This is a genomic window from Streptomyces sp. NPDC096046 (assembly GCF_040303285.1).
Classification (GTDB): domain Bacteria; phylum Actinomycetota; class Actinomycetes; order Streptomycetales; family Streptomycetaceae; genus Streptomyces.
The window spans coordinates 14388-30816 of sequence record NZ_JBEOSZ010000068.1 but is presented as its reverse complement, the minus strand read 5'-3'; the positions used below and the strand labels follow the sequence as shown (position 1 = coordinate 30816).

Here is a 16429-nt window from a genome sequence, read left to right as displayed (position 1 = left end):
GCCCTCGTACTGGGTGTACTTGGGCTTGCGCCCGGTGCGGCGAGAGTGCGTGCCGGGCGTTGCGACGGGGCGAACGTTGCCTGCTGCGGCACTAGTTATAGTGGCGGGGAGCCGGCGACGGGGGGGCCCATGACACAGGTGACCGACCACGGCGGAGGCGTCCGGTCCCTCCGGGTGCCGATCCCGGACAACCCGCTCGGCCACACGCTGGTGTATGTCGTCGACACCGACCGCGGCCCGGTGCTGATCGACACCGGCTGGGACGACCCGGAGTCCTGGGACACCCTCGCGAGGGGCCTCACGGAGTGCGGCACCTCGGTCGCCGAGACCCACGGCGTGGTCGTCACCCACCACCACCCCGACCACCACGGCCTGTCCGGCCGGGTCCGGGAGGCGTCGGGCGCGTGGATCGCGATGCACGCGGCGGACACCGCGGTCGTACGGCGGACCCGAGAGGCCCGTCCCGAGCACTGGTTCTCGTACATGGCGGCCAAGCTCGCCGCGGCCGGCGCCCCCGAGGAGCACATCGCCCCGCTGCGTGCGCCCCGTCCGCGCGCCCTGCCCGGCCTCTCCCCCGCCCTGCCCGACCGCGACATCGTCCCCGGCGAGCTCCTGGAGCTGCCCGGCCGCCGCCTGCGCGCCATCTGGACCCCGGGGCACACACCGGGCCATGTCTGCCTCCACCTGGAGGAGAATCATCCGGCCCAACTCCCGGGCCGGGGGCGGCTGTTCTCCGGCGATCACCTGCTCCCCGAGATCACCCCGCACATCGGCCTCTACGAGGACCCGGACGACACGACCGTGACCGACCCCCTCGGCGACTACCTCGACTCCCTGGAACGCGTCGGCCGTCTGGCCCCCGCCGAGGTTCTCCCGGCCCACCAGCACGCGTTCTCCGACGCGGCAGCCCGCGTCCGCGAGTTGCTCACCCACCACGAGTCCCGCCTGACCGACCTGCTGGCCCTCCTCGCCGAGCCCCTCACCCCCTGGCGGCTCGCCGAGCGCATGGAGTGGAACCGCCCCTGGGAGCAGATCCCCTACGGCTCCCGCACCATCGCCGTATCGGAGGCGGAGGCCCATCTGCGCCGACTGGTGAAGCTGGGGCGGGCGGAGGCGGTGCCGGGAAGCGATCCGGTGACGTACGTGGCGGTGTGACGGCGACACGAGGACAGCGCACCGCGCGGCGCGCAACACGTCGCCGGACGGCTCGTCCGGATGCCACGAAACACCCATGGACCTGATGGAACACCTCCTCGCCGAACGCGCCTGCGAGCGCCACCCCACGCCCGAACAGGCCTGAGGCATGAGGCACTTGACGTCCGGGGCGTCCGCCTAGGATGGTCGGACGCAACGCACCGCACCGGGAGAGATGCCCATGGGCACCGAAGAGGCCGCACGCACATCGACCGGCGGCGGGACCCTGGAGGGCGGGTGCGCCGGGCCCATGGTGCCGCGTCTGGCGCTGGGCGCCCGGCTGCGGGGGCTGCGCGAGGAGCGGGGCATCGGCCGGGTGGACGCGGGCCATGTCATCCGCGCCTCCGCCTCCAAGATCAGCCGGATGGAGGCCGGCCGCCACGGCTTCAAACTGCGTGACGTCGCCGATCTGCTCACCCTCTACGGCGTCACGGACGAAGCCGAGCGCGCCACCCTGCTGGCACTGGCCGAGCAGGCCAACGCCCCCGCCTGGTGGCGGCACTACAGCGATGTGGTGCCCGCCTCGATGCAGACCTACCTCGGGGCCGAGCAGGCGGCGAGTCTCATCCGCTGTTTCCAGGTCCAGCGCGTCCCCGGCCTGTTGCAGACCGCCGACTACGCCCGGGCGGCCGTCCGGCTCGTCCACCCGGACGCCGGTGCGGCGGAGATCGACCGCCGGGTCGCGTTGCGGATGGCCCGCCGACGGATCCTGCACCGGCAGCCGCCGACCCAGCTGTGGGCCGTGATCGACGAGGCGGCGCTGCGCCGCCCGGTGGGCGGTACCCGCGTCATGCGGGACCAGCTCAGGCATCTCATCGAGATCTGCCGGCTCCCGCACGTGACGGTGCAGATCCTGCCGTTCGCCGTCGGCGCGCACGCCGCGGAGGGCGGCCCGGTCACCATTCTGCGGCTGCCCGGCGGGCAGTTGCCCGACGTGGTCTACCTCGAACAGCTCACCACCGCCCTCTACCCCGACCGGCCGGCCGACATCGAGTGCTACTGGGACGCCATGAACCGGCTGGTGGTCGAAGCCGAGTCGCCGGACGAGACTCCCACCCTCCTGCACCGCATCCTCCAGGAGACCTGAGGGTCAGCGCTTGAGGGCGACACCACCGTACTGGTGCACCTCCGCGGGCAGGCCCAGGGCCGCGGCGTCGGGGCGCCAGCGCGAGCAGGACGCCACACCCGGTTCGAGCAGTTCCAGACCGTCGAAGTAGCGCTCGATCTGCTCGGGGCTGCGCAGGATGTACGGGATCGAACCACCGTCGTTGTACTGCTGGATCGCCCGGACGTAGTCCTCACTGGTGTCGGTGGAGTCGTACTGCACCAGGTAACTGCCGGGGGGCAGGGCGTCCACCAGCCGGCGCACGATCGAGCGGGCCTCGGCGTGGTCCTCGATGTGGCCCAGGATGCCCATCAGCATGAGGGCGACGGGCCGGTCGAAGTCGAGGGTCTTCCCGGCTTCCCGGACGATCGTGTCCGGCTCGCGCAGGTCCGCGTCGACGTAGTTGGTGACGCCTTCCGTCGTACTGGTCAGCAGGGCACGGGCATGGGCCAGCACCAGCGGGTCGTTGTCGACGTAGACGATCCGGCTCTCCGGGGCCACCCGCTGGGCGATCTGATGGGTGTTGTCCACGTTGGGCAGCCCGGTGCCGATGTCCAGGAACTGGCGGATGCCCTCCTCGCCGGCCAGGTGGCGCACGGCCCGGGCGAGGAAGTAGCGGGCGGCGCGGGCCCCGGTCTCGATGCCGGGGAAGATCTCGCGGAACGCGTCACCGGCCACCCGGTCGACCTCGTAGTTGTCCCTGCCGCCCAGCCAGTAGTTCCAGATCCGGGCCGAGTGCGGTACCGAGGTGTCGATCTTGGGGAACGGCTCCTGCTCGGCGTTCTCCACCTGGTCGGTCATGGACGCTCCTGGCGTGTGAGGTCGGGGAACCCCACGTTAGCCGGTCCGCGCCCTGAGGAGGATCAACTCCTGGGCAGCGCGCAGGAGTTCGTCGCCGCTCGGCACGTCTCCGGGCCGGTATCCCGCCCGCGCGGCCTCGCCCGGGGCCGGTCGCGTGAGTGGCGGCGGGCCGGCGAGAAGGGCGGTGAGTGTGGCACCGGCTGGTGCGGAGAGGGAGCCGATACCGACCCGCAGCGCGGGGCGAGACCCCCACGCCGGCGCCTCCGTCGCCGCGCACGACGTCACGGCCCCCCGGCACACCGGCCGACACCAGACCGAGCCACCGCGCAGGCCGAGGTCCCGGTCGTCCCGGGGGCACGGCCCACCGCATGGCCCGGACCCCCGCAGCGCGGGGCGAGGCCCCTCCACCAGGCCCCCTCGGCCCGATTCCTACGTGCGGGTACAGTAAGCGGGTCGTCATCACACCGTACGGGGGGAAGCCGGTGCAATTCCGGCGCTGACCCGCAACCGTAAACCGTCGCCGAGGCGGTGAGCCGGATCGCCCCGTACGGTTCGTGACCGGCTCACGTGCCCGGCAGACCGCCGGTGCGCGGCACCGTCGAGGTATACGGAGCCGAGCCGCCGGGGTGTCCCGTGCTGCCCGGCTCCCCCACAGGGAGAGGCACCCGCCGATCATGAACGTCCGCCGCAGCGCCGCGGTCCTGGCCGCCGTCGCCGTGATCGGCGCCGCACCCCCGGCCGCCGCCGCCCCGTCCCCGTCGCCGTCCCAGGCGTTCCCCTCCGCCCTGTACGGCGACTCGGACCCGAAGTTCGACGGCGTCTGGCGCCAGTCGCTCGCGCTGCTCGCGCAGGACACGGTGGGGGTGAAGCCGGCCGCGAAGTCCGTGCGGTGGCTGGTGCGCCAGCAGTGCGAGAACGGCTCCTTCGCCTCGTACCGCCCCGACCCCGCCACCGCGTGCGACGCCAAGACCATGCTCGACACCAACGCCACGTCCGCCGCCGTGCAGGCCCTCGCCGCACTCGGCGGGCACGACGACGTCACCGGCAAGGCCGTCGGCTGGCTGAAGTCCGTGCAGAACGAGGACGGCGGCTGGGGCTACGCGCCCGGCGGGGCCAGCGACACCAACTCGACGTCGGTCGTCATAGGGGCGCTCGCCGCCGCGGGCGAGAAGCCGGACCGGGTCGAGAAGGACGGCGAATCGCCCTACGACGCCCTGCTGAAGCTCGCGCTGCCCTGCGGCGGTGACGGCGACGGCGCGTTCGCGTTCCAGCCGGACAAGAAGGGCAGGCTCGCCGCCAACGCCGACGCCACGGCGGCCGGTGTACTCGGGGCGCTGGGCCGGGGCATGGTCGTCAAGCCCGGCAAGAAGTCCGACGCGACCTGCGAGAAGGCCACCACGCCCGAGCAGGCGGCGGCGAACGGCGCGGGCTATCTCACCGCCGCCCTCGCCGAGGACGGCCACCACCTCATGTCCGCCCTGGCGGGTGCCGAGCCCCAGCCCGACTTCGGCAACACCGCCGACGCGGTCGTCGCGCTCGCCGCACGGGGGGACGCCGGGCAGGCGGAGAAGTCCGTGCGGTGGCTGGAGGAGAACTCCGCCTCCTGGGCCTCGCAGAGCGGTCCGGCCGCCTACGCCCAGCTGATCTTCGCCGCCCACGCGACGGGCACGGACCCCCGCGACTTCGGCGGCGCGGACCTCGTGAAGCAGCTCAACGCGACGGGCCCGGCCCCGCGGACGGACGGGAAGACCAAGGCCTCGGACGACGAGAAGGACTCCGGCTCGGACGGCTTCTTCGGGGTCTGGTGGTACGTCGGCGTCTGCCTCGTCGCCGGGATCGGCATCGGCTTCCTGTTCACCGGCCGCAAGAAGCAGCGGCAGCTGTGATCCGCCGGGCCGTTCTGCTCCTGCTGGCCTCGCTCCTGCTGTGTGCGGGAGCGGGCCAGGCGCAGGCCGCCGGGTACCGGTACTGGTCGTTCTGGGAGCGCGACGCCGGCCGCTGGGTCTACGCCACCCAGGGCCCGTCCCTGGTCCGCCCCTCCGACGGCGACGTCCAGGGCTTCCGCTTCGCGGTGAGCGAGGACTCCGCGAGCGCGGTCCGGCCGCGCGGCACCGCCGACTTCGCGACGATCTGCGCGAAGACGCCCGCGCGGGACGGCAGGAAGCGAGTGGCCCTGGTCATCGACTTCGGCACACCGTCGGACGCCCCCGGGGGCGCGTCCCCGCCCCCCGCCCGCACGGCCTGCGCCCGGGTCTCCCCCGACGCGACGACGGCCGAGGCCCTGGCCGTGGTGGCCAAGCCGCTGCGCTACGACACCAACGCCCTGCTGTGCGCGATCTCGGGCTATCCGGAGAAGGGCTGCGGCGAACAGGTCTCCCCGAAGCAGCGGCAACAGAAGCCCGCAGCGGGGAGGGACTCCCCGTCGGACGGCGGGCCGTCCCTGGGTCTGGTCGCGGGCGTCGCGCTGGTGGTGCTCCTGGGCGGGGCGGCGACCTGGCAGGTACGACGGCGTGGGTAGCGGCACCCGGCACCGGCACCGGGCTCAACTGCACCCCGGTGCCTGGTGGCTCTGGTCCCTTTCCCTCGGCACCGCGGCCACCCGCACCACCAACCCCCTGCTCCTCGCCCTCCTCGTCGTGGTCTCCGCCTACGTCGTGGCGACCCGCCGCCCCGACACCCCCTGGTCCCGCTCCTACGGCGCCTTCGTCAAACTCGCCCTCGCCGTGATCCTCATCCGACTGCTCTTCGCGACCGTCCTCGGCTCGCCGATCCCCGGCACGCACACTCTCCTCACCCTCCCCGAACTCCCCCTCCCCGCCTGGGCCCAGGGCATCCGCCTCGGCGGCGAGGTGACCGCGGAGGCCCTCACCTTCGCCCTGTACGACGGTCTGAGGCTGGCCACCCTCCTCATCTGCGTCGGCGCCGCGAACGCCCTCGCCAACCCCTCCCGCCTCCTCAAGTCCCTCCCGGGCGCCCTGTACGAGGTGGGTGTCGCGGTCGTCGTCGCCCTCACCCTCGCCCCGAACCTCATCGCCGACGTCCGGCGTCTGCGGGCCGCCCGCCGGCTGCGCGGCCGCCCGGACCAGGGCATCCGGGGCCTGGTGCAGGTGGGCCTCCCGGTCCTGGAGGGCGCGCTGGAGCGTTCCGTCGCCCTCGCCGCCGCGATGGACGCCCGCGGCTACGGCCGTACCGCGCAGGTCCCGCCCGCCGTCCGCCGTACCACCGCCGCGCTCACCCTCGGCGGGCTGCTGGGCGTCTGCGCGGGCACGTACGGCCTCCTCACGGCCGACGGCGCCGGCTACGGCTTCCCCGTGCTCCTCGCGGGTGTCGCCGCCGCCCTCGCGGGGCTCAAGCTCGGCGGACGCCGCTCGCCTCGCACCCGTTACCGCCCGGACCGCTGGGACGTGCGCGCGGGGCTTGTCGTGGCGTCCGGCGTGGCGGTCGCGGCCCTGCTCGCCCTCGCCGCGTCCCTCGACCCCGCGGCGCTGCACCCCGGCGTGGTGCCCCTGGTCGCCCCCACCCTGCCCCTGTGGCCGGCCGCTGCCGTACTCCTCGGCCTGCTGCCCGCTGTCGTCGCCCCCGATCCGAGGGAGCCGTCGTGATCCGCTTCGAGGATGTCTCCGTGACGTACGACGGAGCCGCCGAACCCACCGTGCGGGGCATCGACTTCGAGGTCCCGGAGGGCGAACTGGTCCTGCTGGCCGGTCCGTCCGGCGTGGGCAAGTCCACCGTCCTGGGCGCGGTCAGCGGGCTCGTCCCGCACTTCACCGGTGGCACCCTGCGCGGCCGGGTCACGGTCGCCGGCCGCGACACCCGCACGCACAAACCGCGCGAACTGGCCGACGTCGTGGGCACGGTGGGCCAGGACCCGCTCTCCCACTTCGTCACCGACACCGTCGAGGACGAACTCGCCTACGGCATGGAGTCGCTGGGCCTCGCCCCGGAGGTGATGCGCCGCCGTGTCGAGGAGACCCTCGACCTGCTGGGCCTCGCCGGCCTGCGCGACCGCCCGATCGCCACGCTCTCCGGCGGGCAACAGCAGCGCGTCGCGATCGGCTCGGTCCTCACCCCGCACCCGGGCGTCCTCGTCCTGGACGAGCCGACCTCCGCGCTGGACCCGGCGGCCGCCGAGGAGGTGCTGGCCGTCCTCCAGCGGCTCGTGCACGACCTCGGCACGACGGTCCTCATGGCCGAGCACCGCCTGGAACGCGTCATCCAGTACGCCGACCAGGTCGTGCTGCTGCCGAGCCCGGGGGTCGCCCCCGTGGTGGGCCGCCCGGCCGAGGTGATGGCCGTGTCCCCGGTGTACCCGCCGGTGGTGGCGCTGGGCCGCCTGGCGGGCTGGTCCCCGTTGCCGCTGACGGTCCGTGACGCCCGCCGCAGGGCGGGAGAGCTGAAGCGACGGCTGGAGAACGCCCCCGAGGGACGCGGGGAACCGGGCGACCAGCCACGGACACCCCGCACCCGCCGGCGTTCCGCACCCCCCACCCCGCGCCCCACCCCCCTGGGCGAAGTCCGAGCCCTCTCGGTGACCCGCTCCCGCGTCCAGGCCCTACGCCACATCGACCTCACCATCACCCCCGGTGAGACCATCGCCCTCATGGGCCGCAACGGCGCCGGAAAATCCACCCTCCTCAACTCCCTGGTCGGCCTCATCACCCCCACCTCCGGAACCGTCCGACTCGGCGAAGCCACCCCTCACCGCACAGTCCCCAAGGACCTCGTGCGCAAGGTCGGCCTCGTCCCCCAGGAACCCCGCGACCTGCTCTACGCCGACACCGTCGCCGCCGAGTGCACGGCGGCCGACCAGGACGCGGGAGCAACACCCGGCACCTGCCGTGCCCTGGTCAGCGAGCTCCTTCCCGGCGTCACCGACGACACCCACCCCCGGGACCTCTCGGAAGGGCAGCGGCTCGCGCTCGCCCTGGCCGTCGTGCTGACCGCCCGGCCGCCGCTGCTCCTGCTGGACGAACCGACCCGGGGCCTGGACTACGCGGCGAAGACCCGGCTGGTCGCGGTGCTTCGGTCCCTGGCCGCCGAGGGGCACGCCATCGTGCTGGCCACGCACGACGTGGAACTGGCGGCGGAGCTCGCCCACCGGGTGGTGCTGCTCGCGGACGGTGAGGTGATCGCGGACGGCCCGACGGCGGACATCGTGGTCTCCTCCCCGTCCTTCGCCCCGCAGGTCACCAAGATCCTGGCGCCCCAGCACTGGCTCACGGTCGCCCAGGTCCGCTCCGCCCTCCCTCCCGTGGCCACCTCATGAACACGCAACGGCAGGCCAGAGCCGTCCGCCTCGGCCCCCGTTCCCTCGCCGCGCTGGTCCTGGTCAGTGTCGTGGGGATCGCCGGTTTCGGCTGGCCCTTCCTCACCCCGCCCACCTCGCAACTCAGCGCGCACGCGCAGGACGCGCCCTGGCTCTTCGCCGGCCTGCTGGTCCTGCTCGTGGCGGTGGTGGCGGCGGCGATATCGGAGTCGGGCCTCGGCCCGAAGGCGGTCGCGATGCTCGGCGTGCTGGCCGCCGCCGGGGCGGCCCTGCGGCCGATCGGCGCCGGTACCGCCGGTATCGAGCCGATGTTCTTCCTGATGGTGCTGAGCGGCCGGGTGCTCGGCCCGGGCTTCGGATTCGTCCTCGGTTCGGTGACGATGTTCGCGTCCGCGCTGCTCACCGGCGGGGTCGGGCCGTGGCTTCCGTTCCAGATGCTGGCGATGGGCTGGTTCGCGATGGGCGCGGGCCTGCTGCCCGGCCCGGACCGGCTGCGCGGCCGGGGAGAACTCGCGATGCTCGCCGGCTACGGCTTCCTCGCCGCGTTCGCCTACGGCACGGTGATGAACCTGGCGGGCTGGCCCTTCATGAGCGCCCTCGCCTCGAACGTGGCCTTCGACCCGCACGCGCCCGTCGCCGTGAACCTGGCCCGCTTCGTCGCGTACTGCGTCGCCACGTCGCTCGGCTGGGACCTGGGCCGGGCCGTCGTCACGGTCGTCCTGACGCTCGTCCTCGGCCCCGCGGTGCTCAGGGCGCTGCGCCGGGCCACGCGCCGGGCCGCCTTCGAGACCCCGGTCACGTTCGAGACCCCGGTCACGTTCGAGGCCTCCGGGAAGTGAGGCTGCCCACGTGACCCGGGTCATCTACGAGGCGGGGCCGTAGCGACAAGTCCCGGTCACGGGGTCTGACCTGCGCCGCGGTGTTGCCCCACCTAGTAGGGGGTGTCTTTGCGCGCACCCGGCGGCGGCTGCTTCCGTGGACGACCGCTGCCCGCCGCCCCCGCACGGCCCGCGGAGCGGCTGGTGGTGAACCAGGCCCACCCCACCGACCGAAGGCGGCGGCCCCCTGATCCCCGGGGCCGTCGCCTTCGCCCTGCCCGGCTCTCCCGGGACCTCAGCCCGTGCTGACCGGCAGTTCCTTCACCCCGTTGATCCACGCCGACCGCAGCCGCCGCGGATCGCCGACCAGTTTCAGGCCGGGCATCGCGTCGGCGATCGCGTTGAAGATGAGGTTGATCTCCAGCACGGCGAGGGACTTGCCCAGGCAGTAGTGGGGACCGCCGCCGCCGAAGCCGAGGTGCGGGTTGGGGTCGCGGGTGACGTCGAAGGTGTCCGGGTCGTCGAAGACCTCGGGGTCGTGGTTGGCCGAGGCGTAGAACAGTCCGAGCCGGTCGCCCTCGCGAATGCGCTTGCCGCCGAGTTCGGTGTCCTGGGTGGCCGTGCGCTGAAAGGCGGCGACGGGGGTCGCCCAGCGCACGATCTCCTCCGCCGCCGTGTCCGGGCGGTCGCTCTTGTACAGCTCCCACTGCCCCGGGTGGGTGAGGAAGGCGTGCATGCCGTGGGTGATGGCGTTGCGGGTGGTCTCGTTGCCCGCGACGGCCAGCATCAGCACGAAGAAGCCGAACTCGTCGGAGCTGAGGTTGCCCTCGTCCTCGGCCGCGACGAGCTGCGTGACGATGTCGTGGGCCGGGCACCGCTTGCGGTCGACGGCCATGTTCATCGCGTAGGCGATGATCTCCGTGGCCGACTCGGCGCCGATCTCCTCGGTGATGGCGTACTCGGGATCGTCGTACGCGATCATCTTGTTGGACCAGTCGAAGATCTTGTCCCGGTCCTCCTGGGGGACGCCCATCAGCTCGGCGATCGCCTGGAGGGGCAGTTCGCAGGCGACCTGGGTGACGAAGTCGAACGGCCCGGTGTGCGCGCGGGCCGCCTCGACGATGGAGTGGGCCCGGTTGCGCAGCCGCTCCTCCAGCGCCCGGATGGCCCGGGGTGTGAACCCGCGCTGCACGATCTGCCGGACCCGGGTGTGTTCCGGCGGGTCCATGTTGAGCAGGATGAGCCGCTGCGCGTCGATGGCGTCGCGTTCGATGTGTTCGTTGAAGCGGATGATCGCCGTGTTGAGGGAGGACGAGAACAGCTCCGGGTGCGTGGAGACGTACTTGACGTCGGCGTGCCGGGTGACCGCCCAGTAGCCCTCGTCCTGGAAGCCGGCGAGACCGGCCGGCTGCGGCACCCAGCAGACCGGTTCGGTCCGGCGCAGCTCGGCGAACTCCGGCAGGGGCACACGGTGGTGCAGCAGGTCGGGGTCGGTGAAGTCGAACCCGTCGGGCAGCGCGGGACAGGGCATGGGCGGCTCCCACCACTCGTACCGGCTCTGAGGTCTGACGGCCCATCAGCTGTGCGGAGTTGCGGTGACCGTAGTAACGGGTTCTACAAGTAGCAAGGGGCACGGCCGCTCCAATTGCCCGCACGCCCCTTGCGGTCGACGAGCGGGCCTCAGCACACTGCTTGCAGAACTAGAACGCGTACTAGTTCCGCTGAGCCTCCCGGAGAGGACCCGCACCCATGGCTGCCGAACCCGTGATCGTCGAAGCCGTACGCACCCCGATCGGCAAGCGCGGCGGCGCGCTCGCCCATCTGCACCCCGCCTACCTCCTGGGCGAGACCTACCGCGAACTCCTGGGCCGCACCGGCATCCCCGCCGACTGCGTCGAGCAGATCGTCGGCGGTACGGTCACCCACGCCGGCGAGCAGTCCATGAACCCCGCGCGCACGGCCTGGCTGACCATGGGGCTGCCGTACGAGACGGCCGCGACGACGGTCGACGCGCAGTGCGGGTCCTCCCAGCAGGCCTCGCACATGGTGGCCAACATGGTCGCGGCGGGCGTGATCGACGTCGGCATCTCGTGCGGGGTGGAGTCCATGTCGCGGGTGCCGCTGGGCTCGGGCTCGAAGCACGGGCCGGGCAAGCCGTTCCCCGACGAGTGGAACGTGGACCTGCCCAACCAGTTCGAGGCGGCCGAGCGCATCGCCCGCCACCGCGGTCTGACCCGCGAGGACGTCGACGCGCTCGGTCTCGCCTCACAGGAACGGGCCGCCCACGCCTGGGCGGAGGAGCGGTTCAAACGGGAGACGTTCGCGGTCCAGGTCCCCACGACCGAGGAGGAGCAGCACGCCGGGCAGGGCATGTGGCGCCTGGTCGACAGGGACGAGGGCCTGCGCGACACGACTGTGGAGGGTCTGGCCTCACTGAAGCCGATCATGCCGACGGCGGTGCACACGGCCGGCAACTCCTCGCAGATCTCCGACGGGGCGGCGGCGATCATGTGGGCGTCGAGGCGGATGACCCGGGCGCTGAAGCTGAGGCCCCGGGCCCGCATCGTGGCCCAGGCGCTGGTGGGGTCCGACCCCCACTTCCACCTCGACGGCCCGATCGACGCGACGAACGCCGTGCTGGGCAAGGCCGGGATGTCGTTGAAGGACATCGACCTCGTGGAGATCAACGAGGCGTTCGCGTCCGTGGTGCTCAGCTGGGCGCGGGTCTTCGACCAGGACCTGTCGAAGGTGAACGTCAACGGCGGCGCGATAGCGCTCGGGCACCCGGTGGGGGCGACCGGGGCCCGGCTCATCACGACGGCACTTCACGAACTGGAGCGCGCGGACAAGGAGTTCGCGCTGATCACCATGTGCGCGGGGGGCGGCTTGGCCACCGGCACGATCATTCAGCGGTTGTAGACGTCCAGTCGACGAAGGTGGTGAACGTGGCGGGATCGAGGGTGAGGATCGGTCCCGCCGGGGTCTTGCTGTCGCGTACAGCGATGGCGGCAGAGGCTTCGGCGACCTCTACACATTCACCGCCCTGGTCGCCGCTGTAGGTCGACTTACGCCAGGCAAGGGCTCCGATCGGCGCGCATTCCACGCAGTTGCCGCCTTGATCGCCGCTGTAGCTGGACTTACGCCACTGAGTCCCCGCCGGAATCGCGATGCTCGCCATAGCGTTCCTCCATCACTCGCCGGATCAACTTCGCCGAGTCCCTGAGGGAGAGCGCGGCGGCCTGTAGATGATCGTATCGGAGCGAGCAGTCCTTGACGGTGTCCGGATTCGCGGTGGGATGCCCGCTGCCATATCCCTCCGTATAGACGATGCTGGCATCGCTTGCGAAGCGATAGATATCGAACGAGCCCTGCATCCCCGCGTGCGCTCCAGCCGAGAACGGCAAGATCTGGATGTTGACCCGGGGGTTGCCCAAGAAGGACAACAGATGCGCCAGTTGCCCTCGCATGGTGCGCCGCCCACCGATCTGCTGGTGTAGAGCGACCTCGCTGAGGATCACCCAGAACACGGGCGGCTCCGCCTTCTCGAAGATGCGCTGGCGAGCCAGCCGCACGGCGGTGCGGTCGTCGAGGTTGCTCGTATCCAGGACGCCGAGGACGGCACGTGCGTACGCATCGGTCTGTAGGAGACCCTGCACCATGAGCGCCTCGAACGAACAGATCTCCACCGCCCGCGACTGGAGCTCCGCCACCTGCTGGAACCAAGCCGGAAGCCGACTACGCAGCACCAGCTCCACCAGCCGGGAGAACATACCGTCCGTCCCCAGCGCCGCATCCGCCCGTTCGCTGAACTCCGGCGTCGGAAGCTTCCTGGCCGTCTCGATCTGGCCTACCAAGGAGCCGGTGTAGTTGAGGATGTCCCCCAACTGCTTCTGGGTCAGCCCGGCGGCCTCCCGATGCCGTCGCAGCTCGAAACCGTAGTAGTCGAGCGGGGACGCGCCCGGGTCAAGGGCGTTGATGTGGGTCACGGCGAAAGCCCCTCTCACGCAACTCGGCCCACAACGGGACCGGTTGTATCCGTTCCGTAGCCGAAGGTAGTCACCGCACGTCAGCCTCGTCCCGTGAACGAATACATTCCCGCCCAATACGCGATGCGCCTCACCGTCGGTGAACACGCCCCCCGCCACATCCGCCGTATCGTCCGCTCGTTCCTCGGCGAGTGGGACATGCCCGAGCTGTCCGACGCCGTCGAGCTGGGCGTGACCGAACTCCTCGCCAACGTCGTACGGCACGTCCCGGACCGCCGCTGCGCGCTGCTGTTGCTGCGGCAGCGCACGGGCGTACGGGTGGAGGTCACGGACGGCAGCGACGAACTGCCCTGCACACCGGCCGCCTTGGACACGGAGTCCGAGGGCGGCCGGGGACTGCTGCTGCTCGACGCGATGGCCGACAAGTGGGGCGTGTCGCTGTGGTCGAAGGGCGGGAAGACCGTGTGGTTCGAATGCGGGGCCGACTCATGCGACCGTTCATGATGTGTCCATGCGGCGGGACTGCCGGCCGTGCCCCGGGGCCCGTTCGACGCCGGACCCCGACGACGAGGAGGAAGGTGCCGTCTTGCTGGGAGTAGAGAACCTGCCCACCTATGCTCTGGGCGCTCTGCTGATCATCGTGCTGCCGGGGCCAAGCTCCCTGTTCACGCTGTCGGTCGCCGCACAGCGGGGAGTCAAGGCCGGATATCGCGCGGCCGCCGGGGTGTTCCTGGGCGAGACCCTGCTCATGATGGCGACGGCGACCGGACTCGCCTCGTTGCTCCAGGCCAACGAGTTGCTGTTCGCCATCGTGAAGTACGCCGGGGCCGGCTATCTGACCTGGATCGCCGTGGGCATGATCCGGGGGGCGTGGGCGATGTGGCGCCGCCGCGACGAGAGGAACGCGAAGGACGGCGCGGCCCGGGAGCCATCGACGGGGGAGCGGTTGTTCCGGCGCTCGTTGGTGATCACCGTGCTGAACCCGAAGGCGATCCTGTTCTTCATCTCGTTCTTCGTGCAGTTCGTCGACCCCGGCTACGCGTACCCCGGGTTGTCCTTCGCCCTGCTCGCGCTCGTCTACCAGATCATCAGCATCGCGTACGTGACGGCGCTGATCCTCGGCGGCACCTGCCTCGCCGCGCAGTTCCGCCGCCGCCGGAATCTGTCGGCGGGCCTGTCGACGGGGGCGGGAGCCCTGTTCCTCGGTTTCGCTGCGAAGCTGGCCACGACCAGCAACTGAATTCGCCCATGCGCCGCGGCTTCGCAGCGGCGCTGGAGCGGTAGTGAAGACCTCGTACCGGCTCAGCTGCGAGCGCGGTCCTTCCGCAGCTCCGCGATTCCACCGCTGAGCCCGGCCGTCGCCGCCACCGTGCGCGCCCTGGGGCCCTGGAGGAGGTGGGTGAGGCCGAACCCCGCCACCACCACCGCACCCCGGCCGCGTCCAGCACCCCGTGATCGGCGGTTTCGCCGTGTGGCGCATGGCGGAGTCGGCGGGGCGTCCGCTGCCCGGTTCGGCGCCCTCCGTGGCGGGTCGACACGCCGGACGACATCCCGCTGACAGCGGCCCGCACACCAACTATCTTCGTCAGCGCCAGTAGTTAGGGACGCTAACTATGCTGACGAAAGGTAGAGGCGCATGAGCGAGTCGCACGTCTGGGGCGAGGTCGACGCCTACTTCACCGCCCACCTCGCCCCGGACGACGAAGCCCTGGCGGCCGCCCTGCGGGACAGCGACGCCGCCGGGCTTCCGCACATCAACGTCGCCGGGAACCAGGGCAAGCTCCTCCAGCTCCTCGCCCAGATCCAGGGCGCGCGCCACATCCTGGAGATCGGCACCCTCGGCGGCTACAGCACCATCTGGCTGGGCCGCGCCCTGCCCGCCGACGGGCGGCTGGTGTCCCTGGAGTACGACCCCCTGCACGCCGAGGTCGCCGTCCGCAACATCGCCCGCGCCGGCCTGGACAAGCTGGTCGAGGTGCGGGTGGGCCCGGCCCTGGAGTCGCTGCCCAAGCTGGCGGACGAGAACCCGCCCCCGTTCGACCTGGTCTTCATCGACGCCGACAAGGCCAACAACCCGCACTACGTGGAGTGGGCGATCAGGCTCGCCCGCACGGGCAGCCTGATCGTCCTCGACAACGTCGTACGCGGCGGCCGGGTCGTCGACGCGGACAGCACCTCCCCGGACGTGACCGGCACCCGCGCCGCCATCGAGCTGATCGCCGGCCACCCGCGGCTGAGCGGCACGGCGATCCAGACGGTGGGCATGAAGGGCTACGACGGGTTCGCGCTGGCGCGCGTGCTGGCGTGAGCCGCGCCCTCACGCCTCGTGGTAGAAGCCCACGTTGACACTGCGCGGGGCGGTGCGGTCCTGGACGATGATCTCGCCGCTGCCGCCCCTGGGCAGCGGAACGGTGCCGCCGTAGGCGAGCGGCTGGACGTACTCCCGCATGACCAGCCGCACCTCGGAGGACGGATCGGGCTGGGAGCCGCGCAGCCAGGTGACCTGCCAGGTCCCCTCCGGACCGCACAGGAACTCCAGGTGGACGCGGGAGACGAACAGCCAGTCGTCGGGCGTGCTCAGCCGGCACACGGACTTGTCGCGGCCCACCCGCAGCACCGCGCCCGCCTCGCTGGGCGCCTCGGCCATGACCATGCCGGCCGTGGCACCCGCCTCCGCCTCCGCGACGGTGGCCATGGTGAGTTCGAGCACGTGCGCTCCTCCTGAGAACATCCCGGGTGGGCTACCGGGCCCATCGCCCGCCGCATGATAGAACGCCAGGCCGCGCGGTGTCCGGCACAATGGCCTCATGACCGAGCGAAAGCCACCTGGCGTCGACTTCGAGATGGGGGTCCCCCCGCTCGAACGTAGTTGAGAGTGGGGGAGGGTCGACAAGCAGATTCGTGACGCGGAGGCGCGCGGGGAGTTCGACCGGCTGCCCGGAGCGGGCGAACCCCTCCCACGTGACATCGAGACCACCTACGACGAACTGTGGTGGGTCAAGCGGAAGTTGGCCCGCGAGGGCTTCTCCGTACTTCCCCCGGCGCTGGCGCTGCGCAAGGAGGCGGAGGACGCGCTGGAGGCGGCGCTCGCGGCCCCCTCGGAGCGGATCGTGCGGAAGATCATCGACGAGATCAACGACCAGGTCCGCACCATGATGTTCAAGCCGCCGCCCGGCCCCCCGCTGGGAAAGAAGCCGTACGACGTCGAGGACGTCGTACGGCGGTGGCGGGAGCGCCGGGCGGACCGGTGACCGGGGGA

General features: G+C 71.9%; 16 protein-coding genes, 1 pseudogene and 1 riboswitch. Of the genes and pseudogenes, 12 read left to right on the top strand and 5 right to left on the bottom strand.

Features of this window, described 5'->3' with window-relative positions:
- Window positions 1-129: 129 nt before the first annotated feature.
- Window positions 130-1155, top strand: coding sequence for a Strvi_7410 family MBL fold metallo-hydrolase (locus ABTX62_RS35025; protein WP_352119970.1), 1026 nt, complete (start codon window positions 130-132; stop codon window positions 1153-1155).
- A 220-nt stretch (window positions 1156-1375) separates the two neighbouring features.
- The gene (locus ABTX62_RS35020) at window positions 1376-2281 is read left to right on the top strand and encodes a Sco1979 family transcriptional regulator (RefSeq protein ID WP_352119969.1); all 906 of its coding nucleotides are present in this window, start codon (window positions 1376-1378) and stop codon (window positions 2279-2281) included.
- Between the two features lie 3 nt (window positions 2282-2284).
- Here the strand turns inward: ABTX62_RS35020 and ABTX62_RS35015 are convergent, their stop codons facing one another.
- A complete protein-coding gene (locus tag ABTX62_RS35015) occupies window positions 2285-3100 on the bottom strand; it encodes an SAM-dependent methyltransferase (RefSeq protein ID WP_352119968.1) in 816 nt (271 codons plus the stop codon).
- 463 nt (window positions 3101-3563) lie between these two features.
- A riboswitch (adenosylcobalamin-variant (AdoCbl-variant) riboswitch) is annotated at window positions 3564-3652 on the top strand.
- Between the two features lie 122 nt (window positions 3653-3774).
- Between ABTX62_RS35015 and ABTX62_RS35010 the strand changes: the two genes are divergently transcribed.
- The 5 genes from ABTX62_RS35010 to ABTX62_RS34990 are packed head-to-tail and all read left to right on the top strand — an operon-like array spanning window position 3775 to window position 9205.
- Window positions 3775-4986 (top strand): SCO2321 family membrane protein, encoded by a 1212-nt coding sequence (locus ABTX62_RS35010; RefSeq protein ID WP_352119967.1) that lies wholly within the window; start codon window positions 3775-3777, stop codon window positions 4984-4986.
- On the top strand, window positions 4983-5618 hold the full coding sequence (locus tag ABTX62_RS35005; protein ID WP_352119966.1) for an SCO2322 family protein: 636 nt from the start codon (window positions 4983-4985) through the stop codon (window positions 5616-5618). The genes ABTX62_RS35010 and ABTX62_RS35005 overlap by 4 nt, the downstream gene beginning before the upstream one ends.
- Entirely contained in the window at window positions 5611-6702 is a 1092-nt protein-coding gene (locus ABTX62_RS35000; RefSeq protein ID WP_352119965.1) for a CbiQ family ECF transporter T component, read from the top strand. The genes ABTX62_RS35005 and ABTX62_RS35000 overlap by 8 nt, the downstream gene beginning before the upstream one ends.
- The gene (locus tag ABTX62_RS34995; RefSeq protein WP_352119964.1) at window positions 6699-8366 is read left to right on the top strand and encodes an ABC transporter ATP-binding protein; all 1668 of its coding nucleotides are present in this window, start codon (window positions 6699-6701) and stop codon (window positions 8364-8366) included. The genes ABTX62_RS35000 and ABTX62_RS34995 overlap by 4 nt, the downstream gene beginning before the upstream one ends.
- On the top strand, window positions 8363-9205 hold the full coding sequence (locus ABTX62_RS34990) for an ECF transporter S component (RefSeq protein WP_352119963.1): 843 nt from the start codon (window positions 8363-8365) through the stop codon (window positions 9203-9205). The genes ABTX62_RS34995 and ABTX62_RS34990 overlap by 4 nt, the downstream gene beginning before the upstream one ends.
- A gap of 274 nt (window positions 9206-9479) precedes the next feature.
- On the opposite strand, the gene ABTX62_RS34985 is transcribed toward ABTX62_RS34990, so the two are convergent.
- On the bottom strand, window positions 9480-10715 hold the full coding sequence (locus ABTX62_RS34985) for a cytochrome P450 (protein ID WP_352119962.1): 1236 nt from the start codon (window positions 10713-10715) through the stop codon (window positions 9480-9482).
- Between the two features lie 218 nt (window positions 10716-10933).
- On the opposite strand from ABTX62_RS34985, the gene ABTX62_RS34980 reads away from it, so the two are divergent.
- Window positions 10934-12103, top strand: a complete 1170-nt coding sequence (locus ABTX62_RS34980; protein ID WP_352119961.1) for a steroid 3-ketoacyl-CoA thiolase — start codon at window positions 10934-10936, stop codon at window positions 12101-12103.
- Here the strand turns inward: ABTX62_RS34980 and ABTX62_RS34975 are convergent.
- Together ABTX62_RS34975 and ABTX62_RS34970 are read right to left on the bottom strand one after the other, a co-directional pair.
- On the bottom strand, window positions 12087-12362 hold the full coding sequence (locus ABTX62_RS34975) for a DUF397 domain-containing protein (protein ID WP_352119960.1): 276 nt from the start codon (window positions 12360-12362) through the stop codon (window positions 12087-12089). The genes ABTX62_RS34980 and ABTX62_RS34975 overlap by 17 nt on opposite strands.
- A complete protein-coding gene (locus tag ABTX62_RS34970; protein WP_352119959.1) occupies window positions 12322-13170 on the bottom strand; it encodes a helix-turn-helix domain-containing protein in 849 nt (282 codons plus the stop codon). The genes ABTX62_RS34975 and ABTX62_RS34970 overlap by 41 nt, the downstream gene beginning before the upstream one ends.
- A gap of 93 nt (window positions 13171-13263) precedes the next feature.
- Between ABTX62_RS34970 and ABTX62_RS34965 the strand changes: the two genes are divergently transcribed.
- The 3 genes from ABTX62_RS34965 (at window position 13264) to ABTX62_RS34955 (ending at window position 15478) form a co-directional block, all read left to right on the top strand.
- A complete protein-coding gene (locus ABTX62_RS34965; RefSeq protein ID WP_352119958.1) occupies window positions 13264-13674 on the top strand; it encodes an ATP-binding protein in 411 nt (136 codons plus the stop codon).
- Between the two features lie 82 nt (window positions 13675-13756).
- Window positions 13757-14410, top strand: a complete 654-nt coding sequence (leuE, locus tag ABTX62_RS34960; RefSeq protein WP_352119957.1) for a leucine efflux protein LeuE — start codon at window positions 13757-13759, stop codon at window positions 14408-14410.
- Between the two features lie 396 nt (window positions 14411-14806).
- Window positions 14807-15478 carry an O-methyltransferase gene (locus ABTX62_RS34955; RefSeq protein WP_352119956.1) on the top strand — a complete coding sequence of 224 codons (672 nt, stop codon included), beginning with the start codon at window positions 14807-14809 and terminating at the stop codon, window positions 15476-15478.
- Between the two features lie 9 nt (window positions 15479-15487).
- Here ABTX62_RS34955 and ABTX62_RS34950 read toward each other — a convergent pair whose 3' ends face one another.
- Window positions 15488-15880, bottom strand: coding sequence for an FHA domain-containing protein (locus ABTX62_RS34950; protein ID WP_352119955.1), 393 nt, complete (start codon window positions 15878-15880; stop codon window positions 15488-15490).
- A 97-nt stretch (window positions 15881-15977) separates the two neighbouring features.
- Here ABTX62_RS34950 and ABTX62_RS34945 point away from each other — a divergent pair.
- Window positions 15978-16421, top strand: a pseudogene (locus ABTX62_RS34945) (DnaJ family domain-containing protein).
- Window positions 16422-16429 lie beyond the last annotated feature (8 nt).

Coding starts and splice junctions, on each gene's coding strand:
- ABTX62_RS35025 (WP_352119970.1), top strand. CDS start 130: ATGACACAGGTGACCGACCACGGCGGAGGCGTCCGGTCCCTCCGGGTG.
- ABTX62_RS35020 (WP_352119969.1), top strand. CDS start 1,376: ATGGGCACCGAAGAGGCCGCACGCACATCGACCGGCGGCGGGACCCTG.
- ABTX62_RS35015 (WP_352119968.1), bottom strand. CDS start 3,100: ATGACCGACCAGGTGGAGAACGCCGAGCAGGAGCCGTTCCCCAAGATC.
- ABTX62_RS35010 (WP_352119967.1), top strand. CDS start 3,775: ATGAACGTCCGCCGCAGCGCCGCGGTCCTGGCCGCCGTCGCCGTGATC.
- ABTX62_RS34990 (WP_352119963.1), top strand. CDS start 8,363: ATGAACACGCAACGGCAGGCCAGAGCCGTCCGCCTCGGCCCCCGTTCC.
- ABTX62_RS34985 (WP_352119962.1), bottom strand. CDS start 10,715: ATGCCCTGTCCCGCGCTGCCCGACGGGTTCGACTTCACCGACCCCGAC.
- ABTX62_RS34980 (WP_352119961.1), top strand. CDS start 10,934: ATGGCTGCCGAACCCGTGATCGTCGAAGCCGTACGCACCCCGATCGGC.
- ABTX62_RS34975 (WP_352119960.1), bottom strand. CDS start 12,362: ATGGCGAGCATCGCGATTCCGGCGGGGACTCAGTGGCGTAAGTCCAGC.
- ABTX62_RS34955 (WP_352119956.1), top strand. CDS start 14,807: ATGAGCGAGTCGCACGTCTGGGGCGAGGTCGACGCCTACTTCACCGCC.